Source organism: Mesorhizobium loti R88b, assembly GCF_013170845.1.
Lineage (GTDB): Bacteria > Pseudomonadota > Alphaproteobacteria > Rhizobiales > Rhizobiaceae > Mesorhizobium > Mesorhizobium loti_B.
Genome location: NZ_CP033367.1, coordinates 4289365 through 4313805 on the forward strand (window position 1 = coordinate 4289365; position 24441 = coordinate 4313805).

Here is a 24441-nt window from a genome sequence, read left to right on the forward strand (position 1 = left end):
TCGGCAAATCGACAGGTCAGACCCGTCAGGCTAAACAGGACGCCATGTTGACCATCGACAAGCGCGACGCAAGCGGCACGACCGCCTCGGAGGCTGACCACCAACCGCGCGTGGCGGTCGGCGAGGAGGGTGGCGTTCTCGGCTGCGCTTTCTCCGGAGTCTGGACGACACGGACCGTGGCGCTGATCGACGCCGAAATGCGCAAGATCGAGAAACGAAGCGGTTTCAAAACCTTGGCCCTCAATCTCTCCCATATCGAGAAGATCGACACGGCCGGCGCATGGCTGATCGACCGGCTGGTCAGCGTCTTCGAGAAGAAGAACGTCGAGGTCCGGATGCAAGGCCAAAGCGAGATCGCTTCCATCCTGCTCGACGCGGTCGCCGAGGCTGTCCGGCGCGAACCCGAATCCGCACCGGCGCGGCCGCCCAACATCGTCATTCGGGCGCTGGAAGCGATTGGCCGGCGCGTCTACGAAATGCGCGACGATTTCCTCGCCTCGATGAATATTCTGGGCGCAACCATCCGCGGCGCGCAGATGAAGCTCGGGCGCGGCCACGGCGTCAACCCGGCGGCAATCTTCAACCAGATCGATCGCATGGGAGTCGGCGCCATACCGGTGGTGGTGCTGATGTCGGCGATCGTCGGCGCCATCGTTGCCCAACAAGGCGCCTATCAGCTCAGCTATTTCGGCGCCGACCTCCTTGTCGTCGACCTCGTCGGCGTGCTGATCCTGCGCGAGCTTGGCGTGCTGATGACCGCGATCATGATCGCCGGCCGCTCTGGTAGCGCGATCACCGCCGAGATCGGCTCGATGAAGATGCGCGAGGAGGTCGACGCACTGAAGGTTATCGGCCTCAACCCTATCGGCGTTCTGGTGTTTCCGCGGCTGGTCGCGCTTGTCATCGCCTTGCCTTGCCTGACCATCATCGCCAATTTCGCCGCACTTGGCGGCGGCATGGCCGCTGCCTGGCTTTATTCCGGCATCACACCAACGGCGTTTCTGGACCGGTTGCGCGTGGCAATCGACCTCAGCACCATTTTTGCCGGGCTGATCAAGGCGCCTTTCATGGCCATGATCATCGGCACGATCGCCTCGGTCGAAGGTATGAAGGTCGGCGGGAGTGCCGAATCGCTCGGCCAGCACGTGACAGCCTCGGTGGTGAAGTCGATCTTCATCGTCATCATCCTGGATGGGCTTTTCGCCATCTTCTACGCAGCGATCGAGTTCTGAGATGAAGTTGCGGGACAGGAAGCGGGCGAGCACACCGGTCAGCAATGCGGACGAGGGCGACATCGTGCTTTCCGCGCACGACATCACGGTATCCCTGGACGACAAGCTGATCCTCGACAAGCTGTCGCTCGACATCAGGCGCGGCGAGATCCTGGGCTTTGTCGGCGCTTCGGGCGCCGGCAAATCGGTGCTCTTGCGCACCATTCTTGGCCTGCTGCGCAAGCAATCCGGCACGATCAAATTGTTCGGCGTCGATGTCGATAAAGCGAGCGACATGGAACGCGTTCGCGTCGACATGCGGCTTGGCGTGCTGTTCCAGCATGGGGCGCTGTTTTCGGCCCTGACCGTGCAGGAGAACGTTCAGGTGCCGATGCGTGAATACCTCGACCTGCCAAAGAAGCTGATGGACGAGCTTGCGCTGCTCAAGATCGAACTGGTCGGCCTGCCGCCTGATGCGGCGCAGAAGTTTCCCTCAGAGCTGTCGGGCGGCATGATCAAACGCGCGGCCCTGGCCCGCGCGCTCGCGCTCGACCCGGACATCGTCTTCCTGGATGAGCCGACTTCCGGCCTCGATCCGATCAGCGCGGCGGAGTTCGACGAGCTGGTGGTCAAGCTGCGCGATACGATGGACCTGACCGTCTATATGGTGACGCACGATCTCGACACGCTTTTTACCGCGTGCGACAGGGTGGCCGTGCTAGGCAACAAGAAAGTGCTGGTCGAAGGCACCATCGACGACATGATGAAGAGCGAAGAACCGTGGGTAAAATCCTATTTCCGCGGAAAACGCGCCCGGCAACTTGATCTTGCCGCACGTGCATAGCCATAAGTGAAGTAATGGAAACCAGAGCCAACTACGTCATTGTCGGCATTTTCACGCTGGTTGCGATCCTGGCGGCGTTCGCCTTCGTCTACTGGACGGCCGCGATCGGTGACAGGGGCGAGACCGCGGTGCTGCGCGTGCGCATTCCGGGTTCGGCTTCCGGCCTCGGCCCCGGCAGTCTGGTGCTGTTCAACGGCGTCAAGGTCGGTGTGGTCAAGCGCGTCTATCTCGATCTCGACAATCCGACGGTCGCCATCGCCGACGCTCAAGTCGATCGGCTGACACCGATCACCAAGTCGACGCAGGCCGATCTCGGCCTTGCCAACCTCACCGGCCAGGCGAATATCGAACTCAAGGGCGCCGACCCCAAGGAGGTCAAGCTGCTTGACCAGGCCGAGAAGGAAGGCAAGGTCGCGGAGATCATAGCCAACCCATCCGCAGTGACCAACCTGCTGCAGACGGCGCAGAACATCTTCACCCGTGCCGACAAGGTGCTTTCGGAGCTCGAAGGCTTCACCAAGGATGTTCGCGGGCCGCTGACGCAGACCGTTCAGAACGCGCAGACATTCTCCGATGCGCTGGCCAAGAATGCCGACGGCATCGACAAATTCCTGTCCGCCGTCAGTGCGCTGTCCGATGAGCTGAAAGGCGTTTCCGGCAAGCTGGACGGCACGCTGAAGGCCGCCGAAGGGATTCTCAATGCTGTCGACAAGGACAAGATCAAGAGCATTGTTGCCAATGTCGACACGGTGACCGCGAATCTCAAGGAGACATCGCAGCAGCTCGACGGCGTGATCAAGAACGTCGATACGGCGGTCGGATCCGTCAATGATTTCGCCAAGCAGACGCAAGGCACGCTGGCCAAGGTCGACGGTGTGCTCGACGGCATCGACCCGGCGCAAGTGCGTGTCGCTCTGGCCAATATCCAGAAGGCCAGCGAAAACGCCAACAAGGCCGCTGCCGACATCGCTGTCGTGACCGACAAGTTCGCCAGCCGCGCCGATGATATCGACCAGACGATCAAGGATGCCAGGCAACTGACACAGCGGCTCAACGATGCTTCGGTGCGTGTCGACGGCATCCTCGCCAAGGTCGATACTTTGCTTGGATCGGGGCAGGCCGATGGCGTGATGGCGGACGCCAGGGATACGCTGAAATCGTTCAAGCAGGTTGCGGATACGCTGAATGCAAGGCTTGGCGTCATCACCGACAATCTGGCGCGCTTCTCGGGCCAGGGCCTGTCGAATGTCGAGGCGCTGGTGCAGGACAGCCGCCGCTCGATCGGCCGCATCGAGGAGGCGGTCACGGATCTCAGCCGCAATCCGCAACGCATTCTTTCGGGTGGCGACGGTGAGGTTCGGCAATTCGATGGCAGGGCCCGGCGTTGACTTCGGCGTCGGCGAGCTCCAAGAACATGAGCTGCGGATGCGGGTTGATCTTACGATCCGGGGACAACGGGGATCGCGCGTGAAGTCGGTGTGGGTGAGAACTGTTGGATGGACACCGGCTGCGGCGCTGCTTGCGTTATCGCTTGCCGGCTGTGCGGTACTGGGCGGCAAGCCTGCGCCGCTTGACACATTCGAGCTTTCGGCGCCGGCGGTCGACGCCCATGGCCACAGCCGCAAGCAAATCCTGATCGCCCAGCCTTCGGCGCTCAAGGCGCTGGACAGCCAGAATATCGTCATTAAGCCCTCCGACCGCTCGATCCAGTATCTCAAGGGCGCACAATGGGCCGACCGTCTGCCGCTGATCGTGCAGGCGCGGCTGGCCGAGACCTTCCAGCGCTCGGGCAGCTTTGCCGGCGTCGGCAAGCCGGGCGAGGGCCTGGCAATCGATTACCAGGTGATCGTCGAGGTCCGGTCCTTCGAAGTGCGCGTCGATGGCGGCGAACACGCCGAGGTCGACCTGTTCGTGCGCATCCTCAACGACCGCAACGGCGAGGTGCGCGCGTCGAAGAGCTTTACGGCATCCGCGCCCGTTTCGGGTAGTGGCAACCCTGCCTATGTCCGCGCGCTCGACAGCGCGTTTGGGGATGCCGCCAAGCAGATCGTTCGCTGGACCGATTCGGTGATCTGAGCTACGCGCCGGAGCCCCGCCAAACTCTTTCAAGCTACAAGCGGTCGAAGACGTCCGGCCGCAGCTTTCCAGTCTTCATCAGGTGTGCAGGGTGTAGGTTACGGACAGCGCATCGTCGAGCGCGTCGTGTCCCTGCAAGGGCGGGTGTTCGACGCCATAATAGTCCGCAAGCTTGTTGCTTGGCGTTCTCGCCAAATCCTCGATCGGCATCCCGGCAGCGATCAGCAGTTTTACCGCGTTGTCAAACCGGGTGGCCGGGATGGAAGGCTGAATGCCTGCGATATAGCAGCTGATGGCGATCATGTTCAGCTCGTCCTTGCCCCAGGACCAGAACCGCGCGCCACCGGAAAACCGATCGACCTCGGCAAGGGCTTCTCCCAGCGCGACCCCCTCGGTCTCGATGTTTTCCTCGGTGATGCCGGTCAGTTTGGTGAAGAACGGGTCGAGCGCGTATCTCTCACCAAACCGGTCGATCGGCCTGATATAGGCCTTGTGTGTACCGAGCAGCGGAAAGTCGTCTTCGAGCCCAAGCCTGACCGCGCCAATCTGAGCGATGACGGGGTCGGGATCGTGGGCCGCGCACCAGAACCTGCGTTGCGAGCCCTCAAGGCAGAGAAATTCGCAGTCGAATATGATCGCCGTCTTCACGGTGAGCGCCCTTTTCATCCAGCGTTCGCTGGCCGCGTTGGTCACATGTCCTGCCATGCCACTGACTGGTATTGGCCACCGTTTTTGAGGAAGAAGTATGCTATCGCCTCGTAGCATTGCTCGATCGGGATGCACCACGACAGCGGATATTCGTCAACCTGACCGTTCGCGAGCGTGTAAACGCTCGTCCCATCCTTGCGTTGGGTGCCTTGTGTCACCGAACCGCTGTCTCCATCGAAGCGCAAATACATCAGCCAGGCGTTGTCGCCATTCCTCAGCATAGAGAGGGACTGGCCACCCGGGGCCGAGATCCATAGTTCAAACTGTAGCTCCAGGTCGAAATGACCAAGGACTGGGGCGAACTCTTCGAAGGTCTCGTATGGCTGAGTGACTCCCTTGAATGTGACTTTCACCGCGTAGGCTCGCTTGGAGAAGGTGATGGCACTCTCTAGATGTGGTCAAAGCCGACAGGGAACTCGGCGTTTCGGCGCCCAGCTTGCGGAAACGCAGAGGTCTCCGCAAGCGAACCTCGGTGGTCGCCTGGCCGCCGAGGCTTAGTGCAGGCGGCCGCTGGCGTGGGCCAGCATGGTGTAGACCTTGCCGGTGTCCGAGGTCAGGTAGGTCTGCGCCATGATGTTGTCGCGGTCGTTGCGCGAGACATCCTTGAGCAGCTTTTCAAAGTCGTCGCAGTAACGGTCGACGGCGGCGCGGAACTCGGCCTCTCCCTGATACTTGCGGCGGATTTCGTCGAACGTCTGCTGGCCCTTCAGCGTGTAGAGCCGGCGTGTGAACACGTCCCGCTCGCCGCGCCGATAGCGGTTCCACAACTCGATCGAAGCATCATGGTCGATGGCCCGTGCGATGTCGACGGAGAGCGAGTTCAGCGATTCCACGACATGGGCCGGCGAACGCTGGGCAGGGGCCGCGCGCGGTGCTTCCGCGGGCGCCGAAGGTGCTGCGGGCCTCAGATCCGCATCGGTCGACGCCGCGGTCAGGAGGTCTCGCACCCAGCCGCCTTGTGGCGTGCGGGTGTTGGCGTCTGGACGCGGGCGCGGTGCCGCCTCGGCCGGACGCTCGAGATCGAGCGTGCCGCGCAGTGCTGCGCCGCCCAGCGGCGCCTGAGGCGTGCGAAGCTCCGGCTGCGGTGCCGGCGCGCGACGCGGCGGCTCGGCGGGACGTGCAGCCGGTGCTTGCGGCGCCGGGCGCAGGTTGCGTGGCTCCGAGGTGTCGCCGCCGCGACCGGACTTCGCGACGATGTCCGAAAGCTCCTTCAAGGCGTTGATCTGCTCGGAAACAGCACGGCGGATGGCGGAGGTCGATTCCTTCGCCTCTTCCGGCATCTCGATGACGCCTTTCTTGAGCTCGGCGCGGGTGAGGTCGAGTTCGCTCTTGATCGAGCCTGCGGTGCGCCGCATCTCCTCGGTGGCGTCGGCGAAGCGCTTGGTTGCCGAATCCACGACGTCGGTGATGGCAATGCGGATCTTGTCAGCCGACTCCATCGTCTTGCCTTCGGCGTTCTGCAGCGTCTGGCCGACGAGGTTTTCGAACGAGCGCATGACCCTTTCGAGATCTTCCGACTTCTTGACCAGGCCGACGGCGAGGTCTTCGAGCGACGACTGCCTCTCCAGCGTGTGTTCGAGGTTGCTCTGGGCGGAGCTCAGCAGGTCAGAAGCACTGGACAGCAGGCGGCTGTGCTCGTCGAACTTGGTGGCGATCGAGGCCACTTCGCGCAAGGTCGACGATGACAGTTCCGTCAGCCTTGTCGTGTTCGAATCGACCAGACGCGCCGAGCTGGCAAAGGTCTGCGCCGCCTTTTCGGTGGTGGCCGCGAAGCTCTGCGTGCTGCCGCTCAGACGTTCATCGACCTGGCCGAGATTGACGGCGGCCTGCTCGATCAGCTGACCGAGCTGCGAGCTGGACTTGGTCATGCGGCCGATGAGGTCGGCGACGCTGTCGGACAGCGACGAGCGGGCGCCTTCGACCGCCGACAAGGTCTCGGCGGTGCGGTTGGCGAGCGCGTTGACGAGGGCTGCATTTTCGCTGCGCAGCTTTTCGGTGGCACGTTCGGTGACCTCTTCCATGCTCTTTTGCAGTTCCGAGCCGCCCTGGGCGAAACGCTCGACCAATGGCCGTGCGGTCTCGTCGAGGATCTTCGCCATTTCGGCCGATCGCGCCGCGAGCATGGTGTTGAGTTCGCGGGTGTTGGCGCCGATCGTCTTGGCGGCGTCGTTGGTGCTCTGGCCGATATGCTGGCCAACCGCGGTGAAGGTCTCGGCGATCACATTGGCGCGCGAAACCAGTTGCGCCTCGGCGGTCGAAACCTGCTCGTTGAGCCTCTGGCCCATCGCCTCGGTGGTGTAGGTGAGCCGGTTCTCGACGCTGGCGATCTGCTCCTCGACACGGGCGGCCGCGGCCGCCGCGCTCGATGCAAGACGCTCGTCGGCGCCGGCAAGTGCCTGCTCGATTTCCCGGGCATGCACGGCCATTTCCTGGCCGGTCTGGCGCGCACGGTCGGCGACCCTCTGCTCGGTGCTGGCGAAGGCACCGACGATGGTCTGCGCGTGCTCGCCAATCGTCGACGAGCTGTCGGCGATGCGCGCGACGAGACGCTGGTCTGCGTCGTCGAAGATACGGCCGATTTCCGACGCACGGCTGGACAGCGCGTCCGAACCTTCGGCGATGCGTGAGACCAATTGCTGGTCGGCGGCATCGAAGATGCGGCCGAGATCGGATGCACGGGCGGCGAGCGCCTCGGCGGATTCGCCAATGCGCATGCCGAGCCGTTGGTCGGCGCTTTCGAAGTTGCGCAGGATGTCACCGGCGCGGGCTGCCAGCGACTGTGCCGTCTCCACGGCGCGGGCAACCAGTTTCTGGTCGGCCGCATCAAAGGCCCCGGCAATCTCGTTGGCACGGGCGGCCAGATGATCGGCGGTATCCTGAGCCCGGGCGGCCAACTGATCGGTGGTTGCCTGGGCGCGGGCGGCGAGCTTCTGGTCCGCCATGTCGAAGGTGCCGGCGATCTCGCCGGCGCGTGCGGCCAGCTGATCGGCGGTTTCGTGGGCACGGGCCAGCAGCGTGCTGGAGGTGTCATCCGCACGGGCAAGCAAGGCGTTCGAGGTATCTTCCGCACGGGCGTGGAGGCGACGATCGGCCTCCTCGAAGGTGCGGGCGATGTCTTCGGCCCGCGCCAAAAGGGCGGCGGACGTCTGTTCGGCGCGCTCGGCGATCTTGCGATCAGCGTCACTGAAGGCTGCACCGGCCTGCTCATGCAGCGTGCTGGTGACTTCCAGGACCTTTTCGCGCAACGCGCCGGCAACGAAGACCGCGCTCTTCTCGAGCACGCTGCGAACATTGTCGACGCCGGTCGAGAGCGCGCGCTCCATGGTTCCGGAGCGTTCCTCGATGATGCCGGTCTGACGGCTGAACGCCTGCTCGATCTTCTCCACATCGGCGGCGATCGCGGCAGAAATGTCGGTGCTCCTGGCCGCGATCTGGTCGATGTGGCCGGACAGTGAGCGGTCGACGTCCTTGCGGGTGTCGGCGAGCTTGACGAGATCGTCTTCCAGCGCGCGGGTGAGCATGTTGCGGCCTTCGGCCAGCTTGCCGACATGGCCGGCGATAATGCCGTCGATATCGCCGCGGCTTTCGGTCAGCTTCTGCAGGTCCGCTTCGAGGATCCGCGAAAGCTGCCCACGATCCTCCGCCAGCTTCTCAGACTGGCTGGATATGACACCTCTGATGGTGTTGAGGTCCGATTCCAGCGCGCGCTTGAGGATGTCGCGGCCTTCGGCGAGCTTCTCGACCTGACCGGCAACCAGACCATCGATGCTAGAGCGGCTTTCGGCCAGCTTGGCCAGATCGGCTTCGAGCGCGCGCTTGAGCACGTCGCGGCCTTCCGCCAGTTTCTCGACCTGGCCGGCGACCAGACCGTCGATGCTCGAACGGCTTTCGGCCAGCTTGGCAAGATCGTCCTCGAGCGCCTTCGACAGCGTCGAACGATCCTGGACGAGCCTTTCGGCATGACTGTTTACCAGGCCGCTGACACCTTCAAGGTCGGCTTCCAGAGCGCGCGCGAACTGTGCGCGGTCATCGATAAGCTTCTGTGACTGGTCGGCAACGGTGCCTCTGATCGTGTTGAGGTCGGCTTCCAGCGCGCGCTTGAGGATATCTCGGCCTTCGGCAAGCTTCTCGACCTGACCTGAAACCAGCCCGTCGATACCCGAGCGGCTCTCCGCCAGTTTGGCGAGGTCGTCTTCCAACGCCTTGGAAAGGGCCGAACGATCCTGAACGAGCCTTTCGGCGTGGTTGTTCACCAGCCCGCTGACGTTTTCGAGGTCGGCGTCCAATGCCTTCGACAAGGTCGAGCGGTCTTGAACAATCCGTTCGGAGTGGCTGTTGACGAGGCTGTTGACGCTTTCAAGATCGGCTTCGAGTGCCCGGGCGAACTGCGCGCGGTCGTCAACCAGTTTCTGCGACTGGTCGGCAATGGTGCCTTTGATCGTATTCAGATCGGATTCGAGGGCACGCCGCAGGATGTCACGGCCTTCAGACAGCTTCTCGACCTGACCGGCGACGAGGCCGTCAATGCTGGAGCGGCTGTCGGCCAGCTTGGCCAGGTCGTCCTCGAGAGCCTTCGATAAGGTCGAACGATCCTGGACCAGCCTGTTCATATGGTCGGCGATGACGGCGTTCACATTCTGCAGGTCGGCTTCCAGGACCCGCGAAAGCTGTCCGCGATCCTCCGCCAGCCTTTCCGACTGGCTCGATATGACACCCTTGATGGTGTTGAGGTCCGATTCCAGCGCGCGCTTGAGGATGTCGCGGCCCTCGGCCAGCTTCTCGACCTGGCCGGCGACGAGGCCGTCAATGCTCGAACGGCTGTCGGCCAGCTTGGCAAGGTCGGCTTCGAGTGTCTGCGACAGCAGGCTGCGATCGTTGACAAGCCTACCCGAATGATCGTCGAGCAGGCCCCTGATGCCCGAGAGGTCATTCTCGAGCGAACGACCGAGCTGGGTGCGGTCTTCCGCAATCTTTGCCGAATGGGTCTCGATCAGGCTCTTGATGCCGACAATGTCGTTTTCCAGCGCCTTGGCGAGCACCGCACGGCCCTCGGCGATCTTCTCGACCTGACCGGCGACAAGACCATCGATGCTGGCGCGGCTGTCGGACAGTTTGCCGAGGTCTGCTTCCAGGGCGCGCGACAGGATGTTGCGGCCTTCGGCCAATTTTCCGACATGTCCGGCGACCATTTCATCAATGATTGTACGGGCTTGAACGAGTTTCCCGGAGTCTTCATTGAGAGCCAGCGAGAGCCGGTTGCGGCCTTCTTCCAGCCTTTCGAGGTGGCTGCCGAGCGACGCATCGATGGCTGCGCGCGATTCGTTGACCTTGCGCAGATCCTCTTCGAGGGCACGCGCGATCAGGGTGCGGCCTTCGGCCAGCTTCTGCACCTGGTTGGTCACCGCGGCATCGATGCCCGCGCGGCCCTCGGCGAATTTCGCCAGGTCCGCCTGCATGGCGGACGCCATGCGTTCGCGACTTTCGGATAGCTTGCGGCTGTGGTTTTCGACGGCTTCCTCGATGCCGACGCGGGCGTCGGCAAGCCGCTGGATGTCGCTGTCGAAGGAACGCGAGACGACATGACGCGCCGCTTCCATGCGGCCGGCGAAGTCGCTGGCGCGGGCTTCGAGCATGCTCGAAGTCGAGGTGACGATGTCGGCCATGTCGGCACCGATCTGGGTCTTGCCCTGATCGATCATCGCGGAAAGCGTATCCTTGCTTTCGGCGAAAGTGTGGGCGATCTCGCGGGCGCGCTCGACCAGCGTCTCGTTGATCTGGCGGGCGCGGGCCTCAAGGGCGGCGTTGAGCTTCTGCGTGCCGGTGTCCAGCGCCTCGGCGCGGGTCTGGAATTCGCTGATCAGCGCCTGGCCGCGTTCGGCCAGCGTGCGCTCGATGCCGTTAAGGCTGGCTTCGAACTCCGAATTGAGGGTGCGCGCGGCGCCGCCAAGCAGCGACACCATGCCGGTGGTGCGATCGTCGAGCAGATCGGTCAGCGACCGGGTCAGGCCGTCCGTCGTATCCGTCAGTTTGGCAATGCGCGTGTCGAGCAGGCTGGCGAAGGCCTCGCCAGAGGTCGACAGCCGGTCGGTGATGTTGTCGAGGCGGCCTTCCACCGAATCAAAGATCGACATCGAGCTTTCATTGATGCGGTCGATCAACGTGTCGCCGGAATTGGTGATCGTCATCGACAGCTTGGTCGATGCGTTGAGGATCGAGTCGCGGATGATGTCGCTGGCAGCGCCGATTTCATCCCGAAGCGTCTCATGCGCCCCCGAAATCGAGGCGCGGACCCGCTCCGCATGGGTGACGACCGCCTCGCGCTCGCTGCCGAGCCCGTCGACGAGCGAACGGATACGGGTTTCGTTTTCCGAATAGGAGCGCTCGATCTGGTTGACTTCGCTGTGGACCAGCGTTTCCAGTTCCACGGCGCGGGCAAGCGTGCGTTCGATGCCTTCGCCCATGGCCGCCACCTCGCGGCGAACGGCCTGGCCGATCATCATGACGCGATCCTGCGCCATGTTTTCCGGCTCGGTCAGACGGAAAGCAACCTCGGTCATCGACTGCGCGGCAATGCGCATGTCCTGGGCGCGGCGAATCATGGCCGCGAAGGCCCAGAACAGGATGACCGGCACGATCGCCGCGATCGCGAGGCCAATCAGCTCGGGACGGGCAAGGAGCTGATCAAGCGTGCGGATCCGCCAGATGGTCGGTCCAAACAGCAGGTTGGCCAGCCCGCCGGCGCCTGCGATCCAGGCGAGCGAGACAAAGGCAATAATCCAGTAGACGGTGTTGGAGGCACGCCTGTTGAGGCTGTGCAGGAGCGTCTTGTAGTCCTTCTGGCGATCGTCGTTGGCCGGCGCGAAACCTGCTGGCTGGGCGGCATTGCGTGTTTCAACAGGACGCAGCTCGGCGGGCTTGGCCTTTGGTGCGGGCTTCGCGGCCTGATTGGTGATGGGGGCCTGATTGGCGGTCGGCGCCGGCTTCTGGTTGCGTCCCTCGCGTGCCAGCTCGTCGGCGGCTTGCGATATCTGCGCTTCCAGATCTTCCATCGAAGCCGCGATGTCGAGGTCGCCGTTGTCGACATCGCTGCTGAGGTCGAGATCGAGCGCTTTTTCCAGTTCCCTGGCCACGTCGCTGTCGAGAGTTCTCGTCGTCGTCGTTGGTTTCTTTGCCATGCCTTCGCTACCCTGTACTAGCTGCCGCGGGCTTATAATTGTCTTTGTCGTACCCCCGCGCAGGAGGCTGAAAATGGACCCTCGTATCGTAATGACACAGGGGGGTAAAGAAAACATGCATTCCGCGAGATACGTAAAACTTTAAATATAAGGTTAACGGAAGCGTGATTTGGGTGCCGCTTTCGCAACATTTTTCCAGGCCATTCATTAACCCGTTGTCCACTGGATTCGCCTAGTTTTTCAGGCGATCGAAGAAAATGGAGTTCGAGTTCATGCGTGGCGAAAGCGGCATTGCCTTTTCAATGCCCGGGGGCGACGTATCGGGAACGAGGCAGTCCCGACCAGTCGATTTGGCACACCTTGCCCGACAGACGATGGGTGACCGAGCCCTTGAGCAAGAGGTGCTGGCGCTGTTTGTACAACAGGCACTGTCGGTGCGCGACAAAATAGTCGATGCCGACATCAAGGACCGACTGCTGCTGGCGCACGGGCTGAAGGGGTCGGCTCGCGGTGTCGGCGCCTTCGCCATTGCCGATTGCGCCACCGAGATCGAGCAGCGGCCGGAAGACAGCCAGACGCTTAGGCGGCTTGGCAAACTGATCGACGAAGTGCGCGATTTCATCGCCGCCATCAATCGCTAGGCCGGTTTGCGGAAAAACGTCACGGAGCGGCGCTTTCGCGCGGCAGTTGACTTGTCTGCCGGAGTGATTATCTCGGCGGAAACTCTCAGGTGACAAATGACCAAGCTGACCTTCATCGCCCGTGACGGCACACATTTCGACATGGATGCCGAAAACGGCTCGACGGTGATGGAAAACGCCATCCGCAACGCCGTGCCGGGGATCGAGGCGGAGTGCGGTGGCGCCTGCGCCTGCGCAACCTGCCACGTCTATGTCGATGAGGCATGGACGGCGGAAGTCGGCGAACCGGAAGCGATGGAGGAGGACATGCTGGACTTCGCCTACGACGTCCAGCCGAATTCGCGGCTGTCCTGCCAGATCAAGGTGCGCGACGCCCTCGATGGGCTGGTGGTGCGGGTGCCGGAGCGCCAGGGTTAAGGCCCACGCACCAATTTCTTTGACACTGGCTGCTTGGCAGCGGGCCAGTGGTCATGCAGTCTCACGCCAATCCAGCAGCGAGGCACAGCGCATGACCGGGACCATCAGCACAGACGTCCTCATTGTCGGGGCAGGGCCGGTCGGCCTGTTTGCCGTGTTCGAACTCGGCCTGTTCGACATGAAGTGCCACCTGATCGACATCCTCGACAAGCCCGGCGGCCAATGTGCGGAACTCTATCCGGAGAAGCCGATCTACGACATTCCGGGCTGGCCTTCGATCTCGGCGCAGGGGCTGGTCGACAAATTGCTCGAGCAGATCGCGCCGTTCAAGCCTGACTTTACCTACAACCGCATGGTCTCCAGCCTCGAAAAGCTGGAGGACGGCAGCTTTCGCGTCGTCACGGACGAGAACGAGGTGTTCGAAACCAAGGTGGTGGTGATTGCCGCCGGTGGTGGCTCGTTCCAGCCGAAGCGCCCGCCGATCCCGGGCATCGAACCTTATGAGGGCAAGAGCGTCTTCTATTCGGTGCGCCGAATGGAGGATTTTCGCGGCCACGACCTCGTCATTGTCGGCGGCGGTGACTCTGCGCTCGACTGGACGCTGAACCTTCAGCCGGTGGCCAAGAGCGTGACGCTGGTCCATCGACGGCCCGAATTCCGCGCCGCACCCGACAGCGTCAACAAGATGTACGCCATGCAGGAGATGAAGCAGCTGGAATTCAGGGTCGGCCAGGTGACCGGGCTCACGGGCGCCGATGGTCAGCTGTCATCGGCCACCATCAAGGGTGGCCCGGATGGCGATATCGAGGTGCCATGCACGCGCATGCTGCCGTTTTTCGGCCTGACCATGAAGCTCGGGCCGATTGCCGAATGGGGGCTCAATCTTCATGAGAACCTGATTCCGGTCGATACCGAGAAGTTCCAGACATCGGTGCCCGGTATCTTCGCGGTCGGCGACATCAATTCGTACCCGGGCAAGCTGAAGCTGATCCTGTCGGGTTTCCACGAGGTGGCGCTGATGGCGCAGGCCGCCAAGCGCGTCATCAGCCCCGGCGAACGTATCGTCTTCCAGTACACGACCTCGTCAACCAGCCTGCAGAAGAAGCTCGGCGTTTCCGGCTAGGGCCCAAATTAGGTCCTTACTCCGCCAGGATCGGCGCCGGATTGTCGACATGACCGCGAAGCTCTTTCTCGGGCATCAGCGTCAGCGTGATGAGCCCCAGCACCAAAGTGGCGGCGGCGACGAGAAAGATCATCACGAAGGGTTGGACCGATGCGACATGTCCAGCCACCTGCACGCCTTCGCCGGCCAGCGGCAACCCATAGCCCAGCGCGACCGCGCCGAGTATCGCGACACCCAACGCGCTGCCCAATGAACGCAGGAAGGTCAGCACGCCCGTTGCTACGCCAAGGTGTATGCGACCGACAGCGTTCTGCACGGAGACGGTGGTTACCGGGAATGTCGTTCCGGTTCCCAGTCCGATACAGATGGTCAGGACTTCGACGACGATCAGCGATGCATGGCCGGCGACAAAGGCCAGCAGGCCCATGCACAGCGAAGCGAAGATGACGCCGGTCATCGCGATGCGCTTGTAGTGAGTGAAGCGGGGTATCAGGCGGCCGCTGGAAGCGGCCCCGCCAACGGTTCCAAGCAGAAGGCCAAGCATTGCAATGCCTGACTGGCTGGCCGTCAGGCCAAGTATCGACTGCAGATAGACAGGCAGGTAGACCGCAACGCCGACGCTGGAGGCCTGAAAAAGGAACATCGACAGAGTGCCGGCGAGCACGATCGGATTGCCCAGCACCTCGAGCGAGATCAGTGGTTCGGCGGCTCGCATAAGGCGCAAGGCGAAGGCGCTCCAGAAAACAGCGGAGCAGGCCAGGACGCCAATGACTTCCGGCGAGATCCAGGGATAGGCGCTACCGCCCCAGTTCAGCGCCAGCAGCAGCAGGGCCGTGGCCACGATGAGAAGCAACGCGCCAAGACCATCGATGCTGTGGTTCTTGGCGGCGATCGGCAGCTTTTTGAGTGGCTTGTTGATGATCGCCATCGCAACGAAGCCCAGCGGGATGTTGATCCAGAAGATCAGCGACCAGTGCAGATGTTGCGCAAAGGTGCCGCCCAGCAGCGGCCCGGCGACGCTGGCGACGGCCCACGTGCCGGAAAACCACGCCGCATAGCGCGCGCGCTCGCGCGGCGGAACAAGATCTCCAACCACCGTTTGCGTCAGCGCGAAAAGGCCACCGCCACCGGCACCCTGGATCGCGCGTCCCAGGACAAGGACGAACATGTTGGGGGCAAGTGCGCTGATCAGCGATCCCAGGAGAAAGATAAGGATGGCCGCATAGACGGTCGGCCGGCGGCCGTAAACATCGGAAATCTTGCCGTAAAGCGGCGCCACGGCGGTTGCGGTCAAAAGGTAGCCGGTGACGATCCATGGCAGGTATTCGGCATGGCCGAGCGAGCGCCCGATCGTCGGCATGGCGGGCGCGACGATGGTCTGGTCAAGTGCGGCCAACAGCATCGACAACAGCACGCCGCCGATGATGGCGTTCTTCTCGCGTTCGGTCAGCGGTGTTGCGGCAGCCGCGATGGTCTGCTTATCGACAGCCTGGTCCATAGTCTTGTCCGTGTGTTTGTGCGCTACGCGTTCACCGATTGGGCTTGCCTGGTGCATCCGCGGCGCGATCGATCGTGGTGCTCGTGCTTCGTAGGTTGTGCCCTGCCAACCCCGTGATATGTCGTTCCGTATAAGCCGATTTCGACCTCTGCTCGAAAATTTTTCGAAGCTGGCACTACGCTTCGGCCCGCTTGGCTTGCGTCGGCGCCATTGAGTGCGCCGCCGAAATTCAGGCCGGTGGCGGCAGCTGGCCGTTCTCGATGCGCTCGATACGATAGCGCATGAGCCGCAGGATACGGCTTTCGAAATTGACGCTTTCGACGCGGTCGAACTGCACCTGGGCGCGGTCGTGCCTGGCGAGGACGGCGGCGGTGATCTCGGCCGCCTTGGCCTTGGCCGCGTCGCAATCCTTCTGCGGATAGGCCGCCTTCAGCGCGTCTTCCAGCTCGCGGGCGTGGTTCTTGGCGATCTCGACATGGCGTTCTTCGTGGCGCTTGATGTCGGCCGCCAGCGTGTCCCAGAACAGCTTCACATCGGGGTCCGCCTTGCGTGGACGGCGCCATTCCGGAAGGATCACCTTGACCTTGACCGTTACGGCGGCGTCGGCGATCCGGCAGGAGCTAGCCTGCCTTGCGTAGCTGATGCGGGTGGTGAAGGCCATCTGGGTGGCGCCGGGGTGGCGGGAGCCTGTGCTTTTGACCTGCGGCCCGTGTGTGGAGAGCTGCTTCTCGATCTCGTCGAGCGTGCTGCCGCCAATGGAAAAATAGCTGTATGTTTTCACCAGATTGGCAGCGCCCGCCGGGACGGCGGTTACAGCAAGCAGCAGCGCGCAGAGCAGGGATCGTTTCATCATATTGCCTCTTCGACCACCTTGCTTTACGGCCGTTGCCGGCGCAACGGAATTGATCCTTTGCGGATCACACATCGTTGATGAGCCCTTGGTTGATGAGCCCCATGGTTGATGGACAATGACGGCGAGGCGATGGCAGCTGGCGCATGGACGCCATCTCGACCTTGGCGGCAAGGCCGTGGTCGTCGGCATCCTCAACGTCACCCCCGACAGCTTTTCCGACGGCGGCCTGTTTGATGCTCCGCAAGCGGCGCTGGCCCAGGCGCGTCGCATGATCGGGGAAGGGGCTCATATTATCGATGTCGGTGGAGAATCGACCCGACCCGGCGCTGCCGCCGTATCGGCCGCTGAGGAACAGGCGCGTATCCTGCCGGTGATCGAGGCGTTGGCGAAGGCCGGCGAGGTGCTGATTTCCGCAGACACCTATCGCGCCGAAACCGCGCGGCTTGCGGTGGAGGCCGGCGCCCATATCGTCAACGATGTCTGGGGCCTGCAGCGCGAGCCCGATATTGCGCATATCGCCGCCGAAACCGGTGCAGGGCTGATCGTCATGCATACCGGGCGGGATCGCGAGAAACTGCCCGACGTGATCGCCGACCAGTTTGTTTTCCTGGAGAGATCGCTGGTCATCGCCCGTCACAATGGCGTTGCGGACGACCGCATCGTGCTTGACCCCGGATTCGGCTTTGCCAAGGAGACGGCGCAGGAAAATCTCGACCTGATGGCGCGGTTTTCCGAACTTCATGCGCTCGGTTTTCCATTGATGGCCGGCACTTCGCGAAAACGCTTCCTCGGCACCGTCACCGGCCGCGATGCGGCCGATCGCGCTGCCGCAACGGCGGCAACCAGCGTCATTCTCAGGCTCAAGGGCGCGCATCTGTTTCGCGTCCATGATGTCGCAATCAACGTGGACGCGCTGGCCGTGGCGGATGCTATGCTGGCGCGGGAGACCGCTAGGTCGGACCACAGATCGGAACGCTGAGCCATGTATGTCATCCGCATGAAGAACTGCGCCTTCTTTGCCCGGCACGGCGTGCTCGACGAAGAGGAGGCGCTTGGTCAGCGCTTCTATGTCGACGCGGAGCTCACCGTGGAGCCAGGTCGCGCGCTTGTCGATGACGCCATCGGGGAAACGGTCAATTACGGTATTGCGTTTACAGTGATCGAAAAGATCATCACCGGGCAGCGGCGCTTCCTGATCGAGGCGTTGGCGATGGAGGTGGCAAAGGCGCTGACGGCACGCTTTCCGCAGATACGCAAGGCCGAGATCACCGTGCGCAAGCCGAACGCTCCGGTGCCTGGTGTGCTCGATTACGTCGAGGTGACCGTTGTCTGGCCCGAGTAACACTGTCTATCTCAGCCTCGGCGGCAATCTGGGCGACCCGGCAACCTCTATGGCGGCTGCGCTGCGCATTCTCGATGCCGATGCGGACACGCGCGTCGCTGCCGTCTCGTCGCTCTACCGCACGCCGCCCTGGGGCAAGCTCGACCAGCCGGATTTTCTCAATGCCGCCGCCGAATTGTCGACGCGGCTCCCGCCGCGGGCGCTGCTCGACCTCTGCCTTGATGCGGAGCGCAAGCTGAAGCGGGTGCGCGAGGAGCGTTGGGGGCCGCGCCTGATCGACATCGATATTCTGGTGTTCGGCGACCAGATCATTCACGAGACCGGGCTGGAAGTGCCGCATCCCCGCATGCTGGAACGCGCCTTCGTGCTGGCGCCGCTGGCCGAGATCGCGCCGGATCTTGCCGTCGGCGGACGAAGTGTGTCGGATCGATTGGCCGTGGTCGATACATCAGGGATCGAACGTCTGGCGTCGGGCCGTGATTGGTGGCTGGCCTGAGCTCTCGTTGGCTAACTGCCGGGCGTCGTAGCGGTCAGCCGGAGAACCCGCCTTCATCGAGAAATGCCTGTTCCTGCGGTGTCGTCTCGCGGCCAAGCATCTTGTTGCGGTGCGGAAACCTGCCGAAGCGCTGGATGATGTCGTGATGCTCCAGCGCATATTTCAGGTTGAACTCGGCCTTGGCGGCGTGCAGTTCCACCGAAATGTCCTGGTCGGCAAGGTTTTCCGCATGTTCAAACGGCAAATAGAGGAAGACGCGGAGCTCCGGTTCCAGCGCCAGATCATGCCCTGATGTGACCGCCTTTTGAGCGAAATGCTTCGCCAGCGGGTCGGTGGCGTACATATGGCCGGTGCCGCGAAAGCAATTGCGCGGAAACTGATCGAGCAGGATCATCAGCGCCAGCGAGCCTTCGGCGTGCTCCGACCAGTCGTCGCATTCGCGCCGCGCGGCGGAGTAGTGCAGGTCGAGAAAGCGTTCGCGAAAATTGGTATCGAAAGCATCGTTCTTTTCGAACCACGCATCTTCGCCGGCGTCACGCCAGAATCTGGTGACCGACAGGGCCCTGTTGTCCAATTCCATGCCTGGGTTCCCTGTTCAGTCGGTCGTTTCGGATTTGTGCAGAACGCCGGCCGTCTCCTCGTTGAGGGCCTTGCCCGGGCGGCGCGGCGTGGAGAGCGGTGTCGGGATCGGCGTGCCGATATTGCCCCGCAAGAAGCGTTGGCCGGCACGAATGCCTTCGGCGAGCTGGGTTTCGAAACGGTCGGTGTCGCGGCGCCTGACGTCTTCGATCGTTTCAGCGACGTCTTCAGGATCAACGCCAAGCGATTCCAGCGCCGAGCCGCCGAAAACCAGAGCCGATTCAAACGTCTCGCGCAGCTGATAGTCGACGCCGGCGCGGATGAGCTGCAGCGCCGTACCGCGGTCGAAAGCGCGCGCCAGCACGGTAAGCAAGGGAAACTCAGCCTTGACGAGCTCGGCGATGCGAACGGCGGCATCGGCCTTGTCGACGCAGATCAACACCGCGCGCGCCTGGCCAGCGCCCGCGGCGCGCAGGATGTCGAGCCGTGTGCCGTCGCCGTAGTAGACCTTGAAGCCGAAATCGGCAGCCGCCTGGATCATCTCGACATCATTGTCGATGATCGAGACGTCGATACCGCGTAGCAGCAGCGGCTGGCTGGCGATCTGGCCGAAGCGGCCGAAGCCGATGACCAGCACGCTGCCGGTCAGGCCGTCGGCGACATCGACCCCGTCAAGCGACTGCTCGTCGCGCGGCGTGATATAGCGCAAGGCGATGATCGCCAGCGGCGTCAGCACCATCGAAATGATGACGATTGCCGTCAGCGTTGCGTTGGCGTTGCCGTCGATGATGCCGACCGCTGCGGCCGCTGAATAGAGGACGAAAGCGAATTCGCCGCCTTGCGCCATGAAGATCGCGCGCTCCAGCGCTTCGCGATGGCCGGTCTTGAGGATGCGGGCGACGATGTAAATGCCGAACGCCTTCATCACCATGTAGGCGACGACATAGATCGCAATCAGCTTCCAGTTCGCGGCCACCACATGCAGGTCGAGCGACATGCCGACCGCAAGGAAGAACAGGCCGAGCAGAATGCCGCGGAACGGCTCGATGTCGGCCTCGAGCTGATGGCGGAAGGTCGATTCGGACAGAAGCACGCCGGCCAGGAAGGCGCCCATCGCCATCGACAGGCCGCTGAGCTGCATGACGAGTGCCGATCCGAGCACGACCAGGAGTGCGGCGGCCGTCATCACCTCGCGGGCACGGGCGTCCGCCAAGATGCGGAAGAAGGGGTTGAGCAGGTAGCGTCCGGCCAGCACCAGTCCGACGATCGCGGCAAGGCCAATGCCGACCTCGGTCAGGCGCTCCGACAGGCTGGTGTCTGCACCGCCCGGCGCCAGGAACGCGATGAGGGCCAGCAGCGGCACGATGGCCAGATCTTCCAGCAGCAGGATGGAGACGATGCGCTGGCCTTTCGGCGAGGCGATCTCGCCGCGTTCCTCGAGAAGCTGCATGACGATCGCCGTCGAGGTCAGCACAAAACCGGCGCCTGCGACGAAGGATTGCGAGACGGGGAAGCCTCCAGCCACACCGACACCGGTCAACAGAATCGCGCAGACGCCCACCTGCAGCGCGCCGAGGCCAAAAATCTCCCGGCGCAGGCCCCAAAGCCGCGATGGCTGCATTTCCAGCCCGATGATGAACAGGAACATGACGACGCCGAGTTCGGCGACATGGAGGATGGCTCCCGATTCGGAAAAGACACCGATGCCGAACGGACCAATCACGACGCCGGCGGCCAGATAGCCCAGGATCGAACCGAGACCCACGCGTTTGAAGATGGGAACGGCGATGACCCCCGCGGCAAGCAGCGCCACCACCTGAATGAGATCGCTGCCTGATGCTTCCGCTGCCATGCCTCTTGTCCCTGTGTCCGACAGCAACTCCTTGCATGCAGTTGAAGCGGGAGGCAAGGGCGGCGAGCCTGCCAGGACGGGCAGGGTGCCGTTGAAGCGTTTCCCCTGGTGGAACAACGGTCTCTGCTTGCTCGCCGGACGATTGGTGTCTATATCGGTGGGATGCCTGACCATTCGTCCCGACCGTCTTTAGCGCCACATATTCCGATGGATGCGCTCAGCGAAGTCCTACAGGACTTTCGCTTGAGTGGCGTCAACTATGGCCGCTGCGAGCTCCGGCATCCATGGAGCATCGCCTTTCCGCAACAACCGCTGCTTCGTTTTCACTTTGTTGGTCAGGGTCCATGCTGGATCCATACCGAAGCGCAGGGCTGGCAGGAATTGCGCGATGGCGATCTGGTGCTGCTGCCGCAAGGCATTGCCCATCGGCTGGCGAGTGCCCCGGACGTTGCAGGCGACTCGCTCGAGGGTTGCCAGGTGATCAAATTGGGGGGCAATTTCTGCGAGGTGGTGCGGGAAGGAACGGGCGCGACGAGCACGCTTTTCTGCGGCTCCATGGCCCTGGGCTCTTGTGCGCTTAACCCATTGATCACGTTGATGCCGCCTATCATCAAGGGGTGCGATGTGGCCGGCAATGACCCGATTGTCGGCCCTCTGCTGGCGGCCATGACGGCGGAGGCCGCGCAACCGCAGATGGGCAGCGCCACGATTCTGTCGCGTATGGCGGACTTGCTGACGGCCCGGCTCATCCGCTGCTGGGTCAATTGCAATGGGGCCTCGACCACCGGTTGGCTTGCAGCCATCCGCGACCCCCATATTGGCCGCGCTCTGGCAGCCATGCACAGAGACCCCGGCCATAACTGGACGCTGGAAAGCCTCGCCGGGCTGGCAGGCCAGTCGCGCTCGATTTTCGCCGAGCGCTTCAGCGCTGTGTTGGGGGAGGGTGCTGCACGCTATCTCGCCCGTCTGCGCATGCAGCTTGCCCGCGAGTTGCTGGGGCAAAGCGGCTTGTCGGTGGCCGAGGTCGCTGCCCGCCTGGGCTATGATTCCGAGGCATCCTTCGCTCGCGCGTTCAAGCGCATCACCAATGTCTCGCCCGGCGTTGTGCGCCGCACAATTCCCGGACGAATAGACATGAATTTCGGATTTTAAGGTACATATAATCCGACCGGACTCGCCTATCTAAGATCTCCAAACTTGGAGATCTTCCCGTGAGTGACACGACATTACAGCTTGAAGACGCCGCGATCGGCCTTGATGCCGACGCCCCAGCCGCGTGGAGCGCGGCCACCTGGTTCGCGGTCATTTCATTGGCGGCCACCAGCTTTGCCCTGGTGTCAGCCGAATTCCTGCCGGCAGGCCTGTTGACGCCAATGGCGCGCGATCTCGGCATCAGTGAGGGAACGGCCGGGCAGGTCGTCACCGCCACAGCTTCCGTCGGCGCCGTGACGGCCATGTTGAGCAATGTTCTCATCGGCCGATTGAACCGCAAGACGGTGCTGATTGGCCTCATGGCCCTGGCAGTCGGTTCCAATATTCTTGCGGCGCTGGCGCCCAATTTCTGGCTGTTGTTGCTGGGCCGGGCCGGGTTGGGCATCGCGCTCAGCGCTTTCTGGGCACTTTCAGTTGCCGTCGTGGCGCGGCTGGTTGGCGCCAATGCGACAGGTCGCGGCATGGCTATCGTCACCCTCGGCGTCTCGCTCGCCACCATTGCCGCACCATCGATGGGCGCGTTGATCAGTGACTGGATAGGCTGGCGCAGCGCCATGGCCATGACAGCGGGGTTGGCCTTGCTTGCCATGCTGCTGCAGTTGCTTAGCCTGCCGACCTTGCCTGCAACGGCAAGCAATAGTCTTGCAGACGTATTTCGGCTGACACGGCGGCGTGGCATTCAACTCGGCATGCTTGCTATTGTTTTGCTGATGACGGGGCATTTTGCCGGCTCGGTCTATGTGCGCCCCTTCCTTGAACATGTGACGCTCCTTACAACCGGACCAATTGCCCTGGCGCTGCTCGGATTTGGCATCGCCGCTGTGATCGGTAATATTGCCGGTGGCCGCATGGCCGACACCAACATCCACGTGGCCCTCGCAGTCACCGCCGCGTTAATGGCGTTTGCGGCGCTGGCTTTGGTGTTTTGGGGCGCGCATACCGGTGTTGCCTTCGGCTTCGTTACGCTGTGGGGCTTCGCCTTTGGCATGGCGCCTGTGGTTCTGCCGACAAATATGTCCCGCGCCGCGCCTGATGCGCTGGAAGCAGCAGGCAGCCTGATGGTGACCTCCTTCCAGGTTGCCATCACTATCGGTGCGGTTGTTGGCGGTTATGTCGTGGACACCTATGGCGCTACCGGGCCTTTGACTCTGACTGCTATCCTTGCCGCTTCGACAGCCGCCTTGGCGCTGCTACAGCCACGCAGCTAAACTTTGCTGCCGCTGACACAGTAGCCTGAATCCGGCCGCCGGCGATGTTGCAGGCGCGTTACACAAGTTTACGCCTGGCCTGCGTTGCTTGTTGCCACAATCGAAGGCTAAGGACGTTCGGCTTCGGCCATTGGAGGGTGAGCGACGATCAAGTCGCGCCCTTTTGAGGAGATGACTGACATGAAGAAGTTTTTGCTTGTTGCCGTCGGCCTGGCGGTGCTTGCTGGTTCGGCCTGTTCGAAGGCGCCGGAATGCACGACCGAGATCGCGACCAAGAAGGCTCAGGACATGGCTGCCGCGCTGCAGGAAGCGATCACCAAGGATCCGTCCAAGGCGGCCGACCTGACCGCCAAGGTCCAGGCGGTGACAACCAAGTACCAGGGCTCCACGACCCTGGCCGACGCCTGCAAGGCCTATGACGAAGTGACGGCAGCGATCAAGGGCTGACGCCTGATTCGACTGTTCAAGGAGGCGGTGGCGATGGACCGCCGCCTCTTTTTTTGGGGGTGTATCTGAGGGTAGCGCGATACGGCTCAGTTCGGCGCGATGGAGCCGACTTCGACAGCATCGACGCGCTTCAGGCTCATGCCGATGACCGGCACCAACTGGTCCTGCACGCGCACGGCAATCGTCACGGTCATCGAATTGTCGTCGGGAATGCGGGCCTGCATGACGCCGCGCAGCTGGTTGCGGTTGATGGTGAAGATCACCTTGCGGGCATCGACGACATTGCCGCCGATGATATCGAGGCCTGAACCGGCCGCTCCCCCCATGAAGGAGCCCTTGTAGTCGCGGCCCTTGCGCTCGATCGTGGCCGACATCGGCTGAGTGAACACGCCGACCCGGCAGCCGCCGTCAAGCGTCATGCCCATCTTGCCGTCCGGTGTGGAGCCGGTGAAGCTGCAGTTGAATTTCGTGCCCTTGTACTTGCCGGCGACGATTTCGCCTGGGCCAACCCATTTGCCTTCGGCCGATTGGAAGAACTGCTTGTCCGGCTCTGCAGCGGAAGCCCCCGAGGCGACACCGACGACTGCTGTGATCGCGACGGCCAGGGGCAGGACGCTGGACAGAATTACGCTTTTCATCGACGACACCCGGCAACAAAGTGGCTGTTTGGAACCGGTTTGACCATGAAGAAGATTGGTTAATGCTTCGTCACTGCGGGCCTTCGAACCCGCAATCCGCTCATCGCTGCGAAGAACAGAA

20 protein-coding genes and 1 pseudogene are annotated in these 24441 nt (G+C 62.8%); 13 read left to right on the forward strand and 8 right to left on the reverse strand.

Annotated features, from left to right (window positions below; translation table 11 throughout):
- Window positions 1-44 precede the first annotated feature (44 nt).
- Genes EB235_RS20860 through EB235_RS20875 form a run of 4 tightly spaced genes read left to right on the forward strand, consistent with a single transcriptional unit; the run spans window position 45 to window position 4131 of the window.
- Window positions 45-1232 (forward strand): MlaE family ABC transporter permease, encoded by a 1188-nt coding sequence (locus tag EB235_RS20860; RefSeq protein ID WP_027029149.1) that lies wholly within the window; start codon window positions 45-47, stop codon window positions 1230-1232.
- A 1-nt stretch (window position 1233) separates the two neighbouring features.
- A complete protein-coding gene (locus EB235_RS20865) occupies window positions 1234-2055 on the forward strand; it encodes an ABC transporter ATP-binding protein (protein ID WP_027029148.1) in 822 nt (273 codons plus the stop codon).
- 14 nt (window positions 2056-2069) lie between these two features.
- Window positions 2070-3443, forward strand: a complete 1374-nt coding sequence (locus EB235_RS20870) for an MCE family protein (protein WP_027029147.1) — start codon at window positions 2070-2072, stop codon at window positions 3441-3443.
- Between the two features lie 37 nt (window positions 3444-3480).
- On the forward strand, window positions 3481-4131 hold the full coding sequence (locus EB235_RS20875) for an ABC-type transport auxiliary lipoprotein family protein (RefSeq protein ID WP_171878149.1): 651 nt from the start codon (window positions 3481-3483) through the stop codon (window positions 4129-4131).
- A 34-nt stretch (window positions 4132-4165) separates the two neighbouring features.
- Here EB235_RS20875 and EB235_RS20880 read toward each other — a convergent pair.
- From EB235_RS20880 to EB235_RS20890, 3 genes and pseudogenes are all read right to left on the reverse strand, one after another.
- Window positions 4166-4779, reverse strand: a pseudogene (locus EB235_RS20880) (3'-5' exonuclease).
- 41 nt (window positions 4780-4820) lie between these two features.
- A complete protein-coding gene (locus EB235_RS34825) occupies window positions 4821-5192 on the reverse strand; it encodes an Imm1 family immunity protein (protein WP_027029145.1) in 372 nt (123 codons plus the stop codon).
- Window positions 5193-5333: 141 nt separating this feature from the next.
- Window positions 5334-12014, reverse strand: a complete 6681-nt coding sequence (locus tag EB235_RS20890) for a kinesin (protein WP_027029144.1) — start codon at window positions 12012-12014, stop codon at window positions 5334-5336.
- 272 nt (window positions 12015-12286) lie between these two features.
- Here EB235_RS20890 and EB235_RS20895 point away from each other — a divergent pair, with 272 nt between their 5' ends.
- From EB235_RS20895 to EB235_RS20905, 3 genes are all read left to right on the forward strand, one after another.
- Complete coding sequence (locus EB235_RS20895; protein WP_027029143.1) at window positions 12287-12655, forward strand: Hpt domain-containing protein; 369 nt, start codon at window positions 12287-12289, stop codon at window positions 12653-12655.
- A 96-nt stretch (window positions 12656-12751) separates the two neighbouring features.
- The gene (locus tag EB235_RS20900) at window positions 12752-13072 is read left to right on the forward strand and encodes a 2Fe-2S iron-sulfur cluster-binding protein (RefSeq protein WP_027029142.1); all 321 of its coding nucleotides are present in this window, start codon (window positions 12752-12754) and stop codon (window positions 13070-13072) included.
- A gap of 91 nt (window positions 13073-13163) precedes the next feature.
- The gene (locus EB235_RS20905) at window positions 13164-14195 is read left to right on the forward strand and encodes an NAD(P)/FAD-dependent oxidoreductase (RefSeq protein WP_027029141.1); all 1032 of its coding nucleotides are present in this window, start codon (window positions 13164-13166) and stop codon (window positions 14193-14195) included.
- A 16-nt stretch (window positions 14196-14211) separates the two neighbouring features.
- On the opposite strand, the gene EB235_RS20910 is transcribed toward EB235_RS20905, so the two are convergent.
- Window positions 14212-15693: an MDR family MFS transporter gene (locus tag EB235_RS20910; RefSeq protein WP_027029140.1), complete on the reverse strand. Its 1482-nt coding sequence runs from the start codon at window positions 15691-15693 to the stop codon at window positions 14212-14214.
- Between the two features lie 229 nt (window positions 15694-15922).
- Window positions 15923-16546: a DUF922 domain-containing Zn-dependent protease gene (locus EB235_RS20915; RefSeq protein ID WP_027029139.1), complete on the reverse strand. Its 624-nt coding sequence runs from the start codon at window positions 16544-16546 to the stop codon at window positions 15923-15925.
- Window positions 16547-16661: 115 nt separating this feature from the next.
- Between EB235_RS20915 and folP the strand changes: the two genes are divergently transcribed.
- The 3 genes from folP to folK are packed head-to-tail and all read left to right on the forward strand — an operon-like array spanning window position 16662 to window position 18384.
- On the forward strand, window positions 16662-17525 hold the full coding sequence (folP, locus tag EB235_RS20920) for a dihydropteroate synthase (protein ID WP_027029138.1): 864 nt from the start codon (window positions 16662-16664) through the stop codon (window positions 17523-17525).
- A gap of 3 nt (window positions 17526-17528) precedes the next feature.
- The gene (folB, locus tag EB235_RS20925; protein WP_027029137.1) at window positions 17529-17888 is read left to right on the forward strand and encodes a dihydroneopterin aldolase; all 360 of its coding nucleotides are present in this window, start codon (window positions 17529-17531) and stop codon (window positions 17886-17888) included.
- Window positions 17872-18384 carry a 2-amino-4-hydroxy-6-hydroxymethyldihydropteridine diphosphokinase gene (folK, locus tag EB235_RS20930; protein WP_027029136.1) on the forward strand — a complete coding sequence of 171 codons (513 nt, stop codon included), beginning with the start codon at window positions 17872-17874 and terminating at the stop codon, window positions 18382-18384. The genes folB and folK overlap by 17 nt, the downstream gene beginning before the upstream one ends.
- 34 nt (window positions 18385-18418) lie before the next feature.
- Here the strand turns inward: folK and EB235_RS20935 are convergent, their stop codons facing one another.
- Window positions 18419-18964, reverse strand: a complete 546-nt coding sequence (locus EB235_RS20935) for a DUF924 family protein (protein ID WP_027029135.1) — start codon at window positions 18962-18964, stop codon at window positions 18419-18421.
- 15 nt (window positions 18965-18979) lie between these two features.
- Window positions 18980-20815: a monovalent cation:proton antiporter-2 (CPA2) family protein gene (locus EB235_RS20940; RefSeq protein WP_027029134.1), complete on the reverse strand. Its 1836-nt coding sequence runs from the start codon at window positions 20813-20815 to the stop codon at window positions 18980-18982.
- A 162-nt stretch (window positions 20816-20977) separates the two neighbouring features.
- Between EB235_RS20940 and EB235_RS20945 the strand changes: the two genes are divergently transcribed.
- From EB235_RS20945 to EB235_RS20955, 3 genes are all read left to right on the forward strand, one after another.
- Complete coding sequence (locus EB235_RS20945; protein ID WP_027029133.1) at window positions 20978-21967, forward strand: AraC family transcriptional regulator; 990 nt, start codon at window positions 20978-20980, stop codon at window positions 21965-21967.
- Window positions 21968-22026: 59 nt separating this feature from the next.
- On the forward strand, window positions 22027-23235 hold the full coding sequence (locus EB235_RS20950) for an MFS transporter (protein ID WP_027029132.1): 1209 nt from the start codon (window positions 22027-22029) through the stop codon (window positions 23233-23235).
- Window positions 23236-23415: 180 nt separating this feature from the next.
- Window positions 23416-23682: a hypothetical protein gene (locus EB235_RS20955; RefSeq protein WP_027029131.1), complete on the forward strand. Its 267-nt coding sequence runs from the start codon at window positions 23416-23418 to the stop codon at window positions 23680-23682.
- A gap of 86 nt (window positions 23683-23768) precedes the next feature.
- On the opposite strand, the gene EB235_RS20960 is transcribed toward EB235_RS20955, so the two are convergent.
- Window positions 23769-24320, reverse strand: coding sequence for a hypothetical protein (locus EB235_RS20960; protein WP_027029130.1), 552 nt, complete (start codon window positions 24318-24320; stop codon window positions 23769-23771).
- Between the last annotated feature and the right edge of the window lie 121 nt (window positions 24321-24441).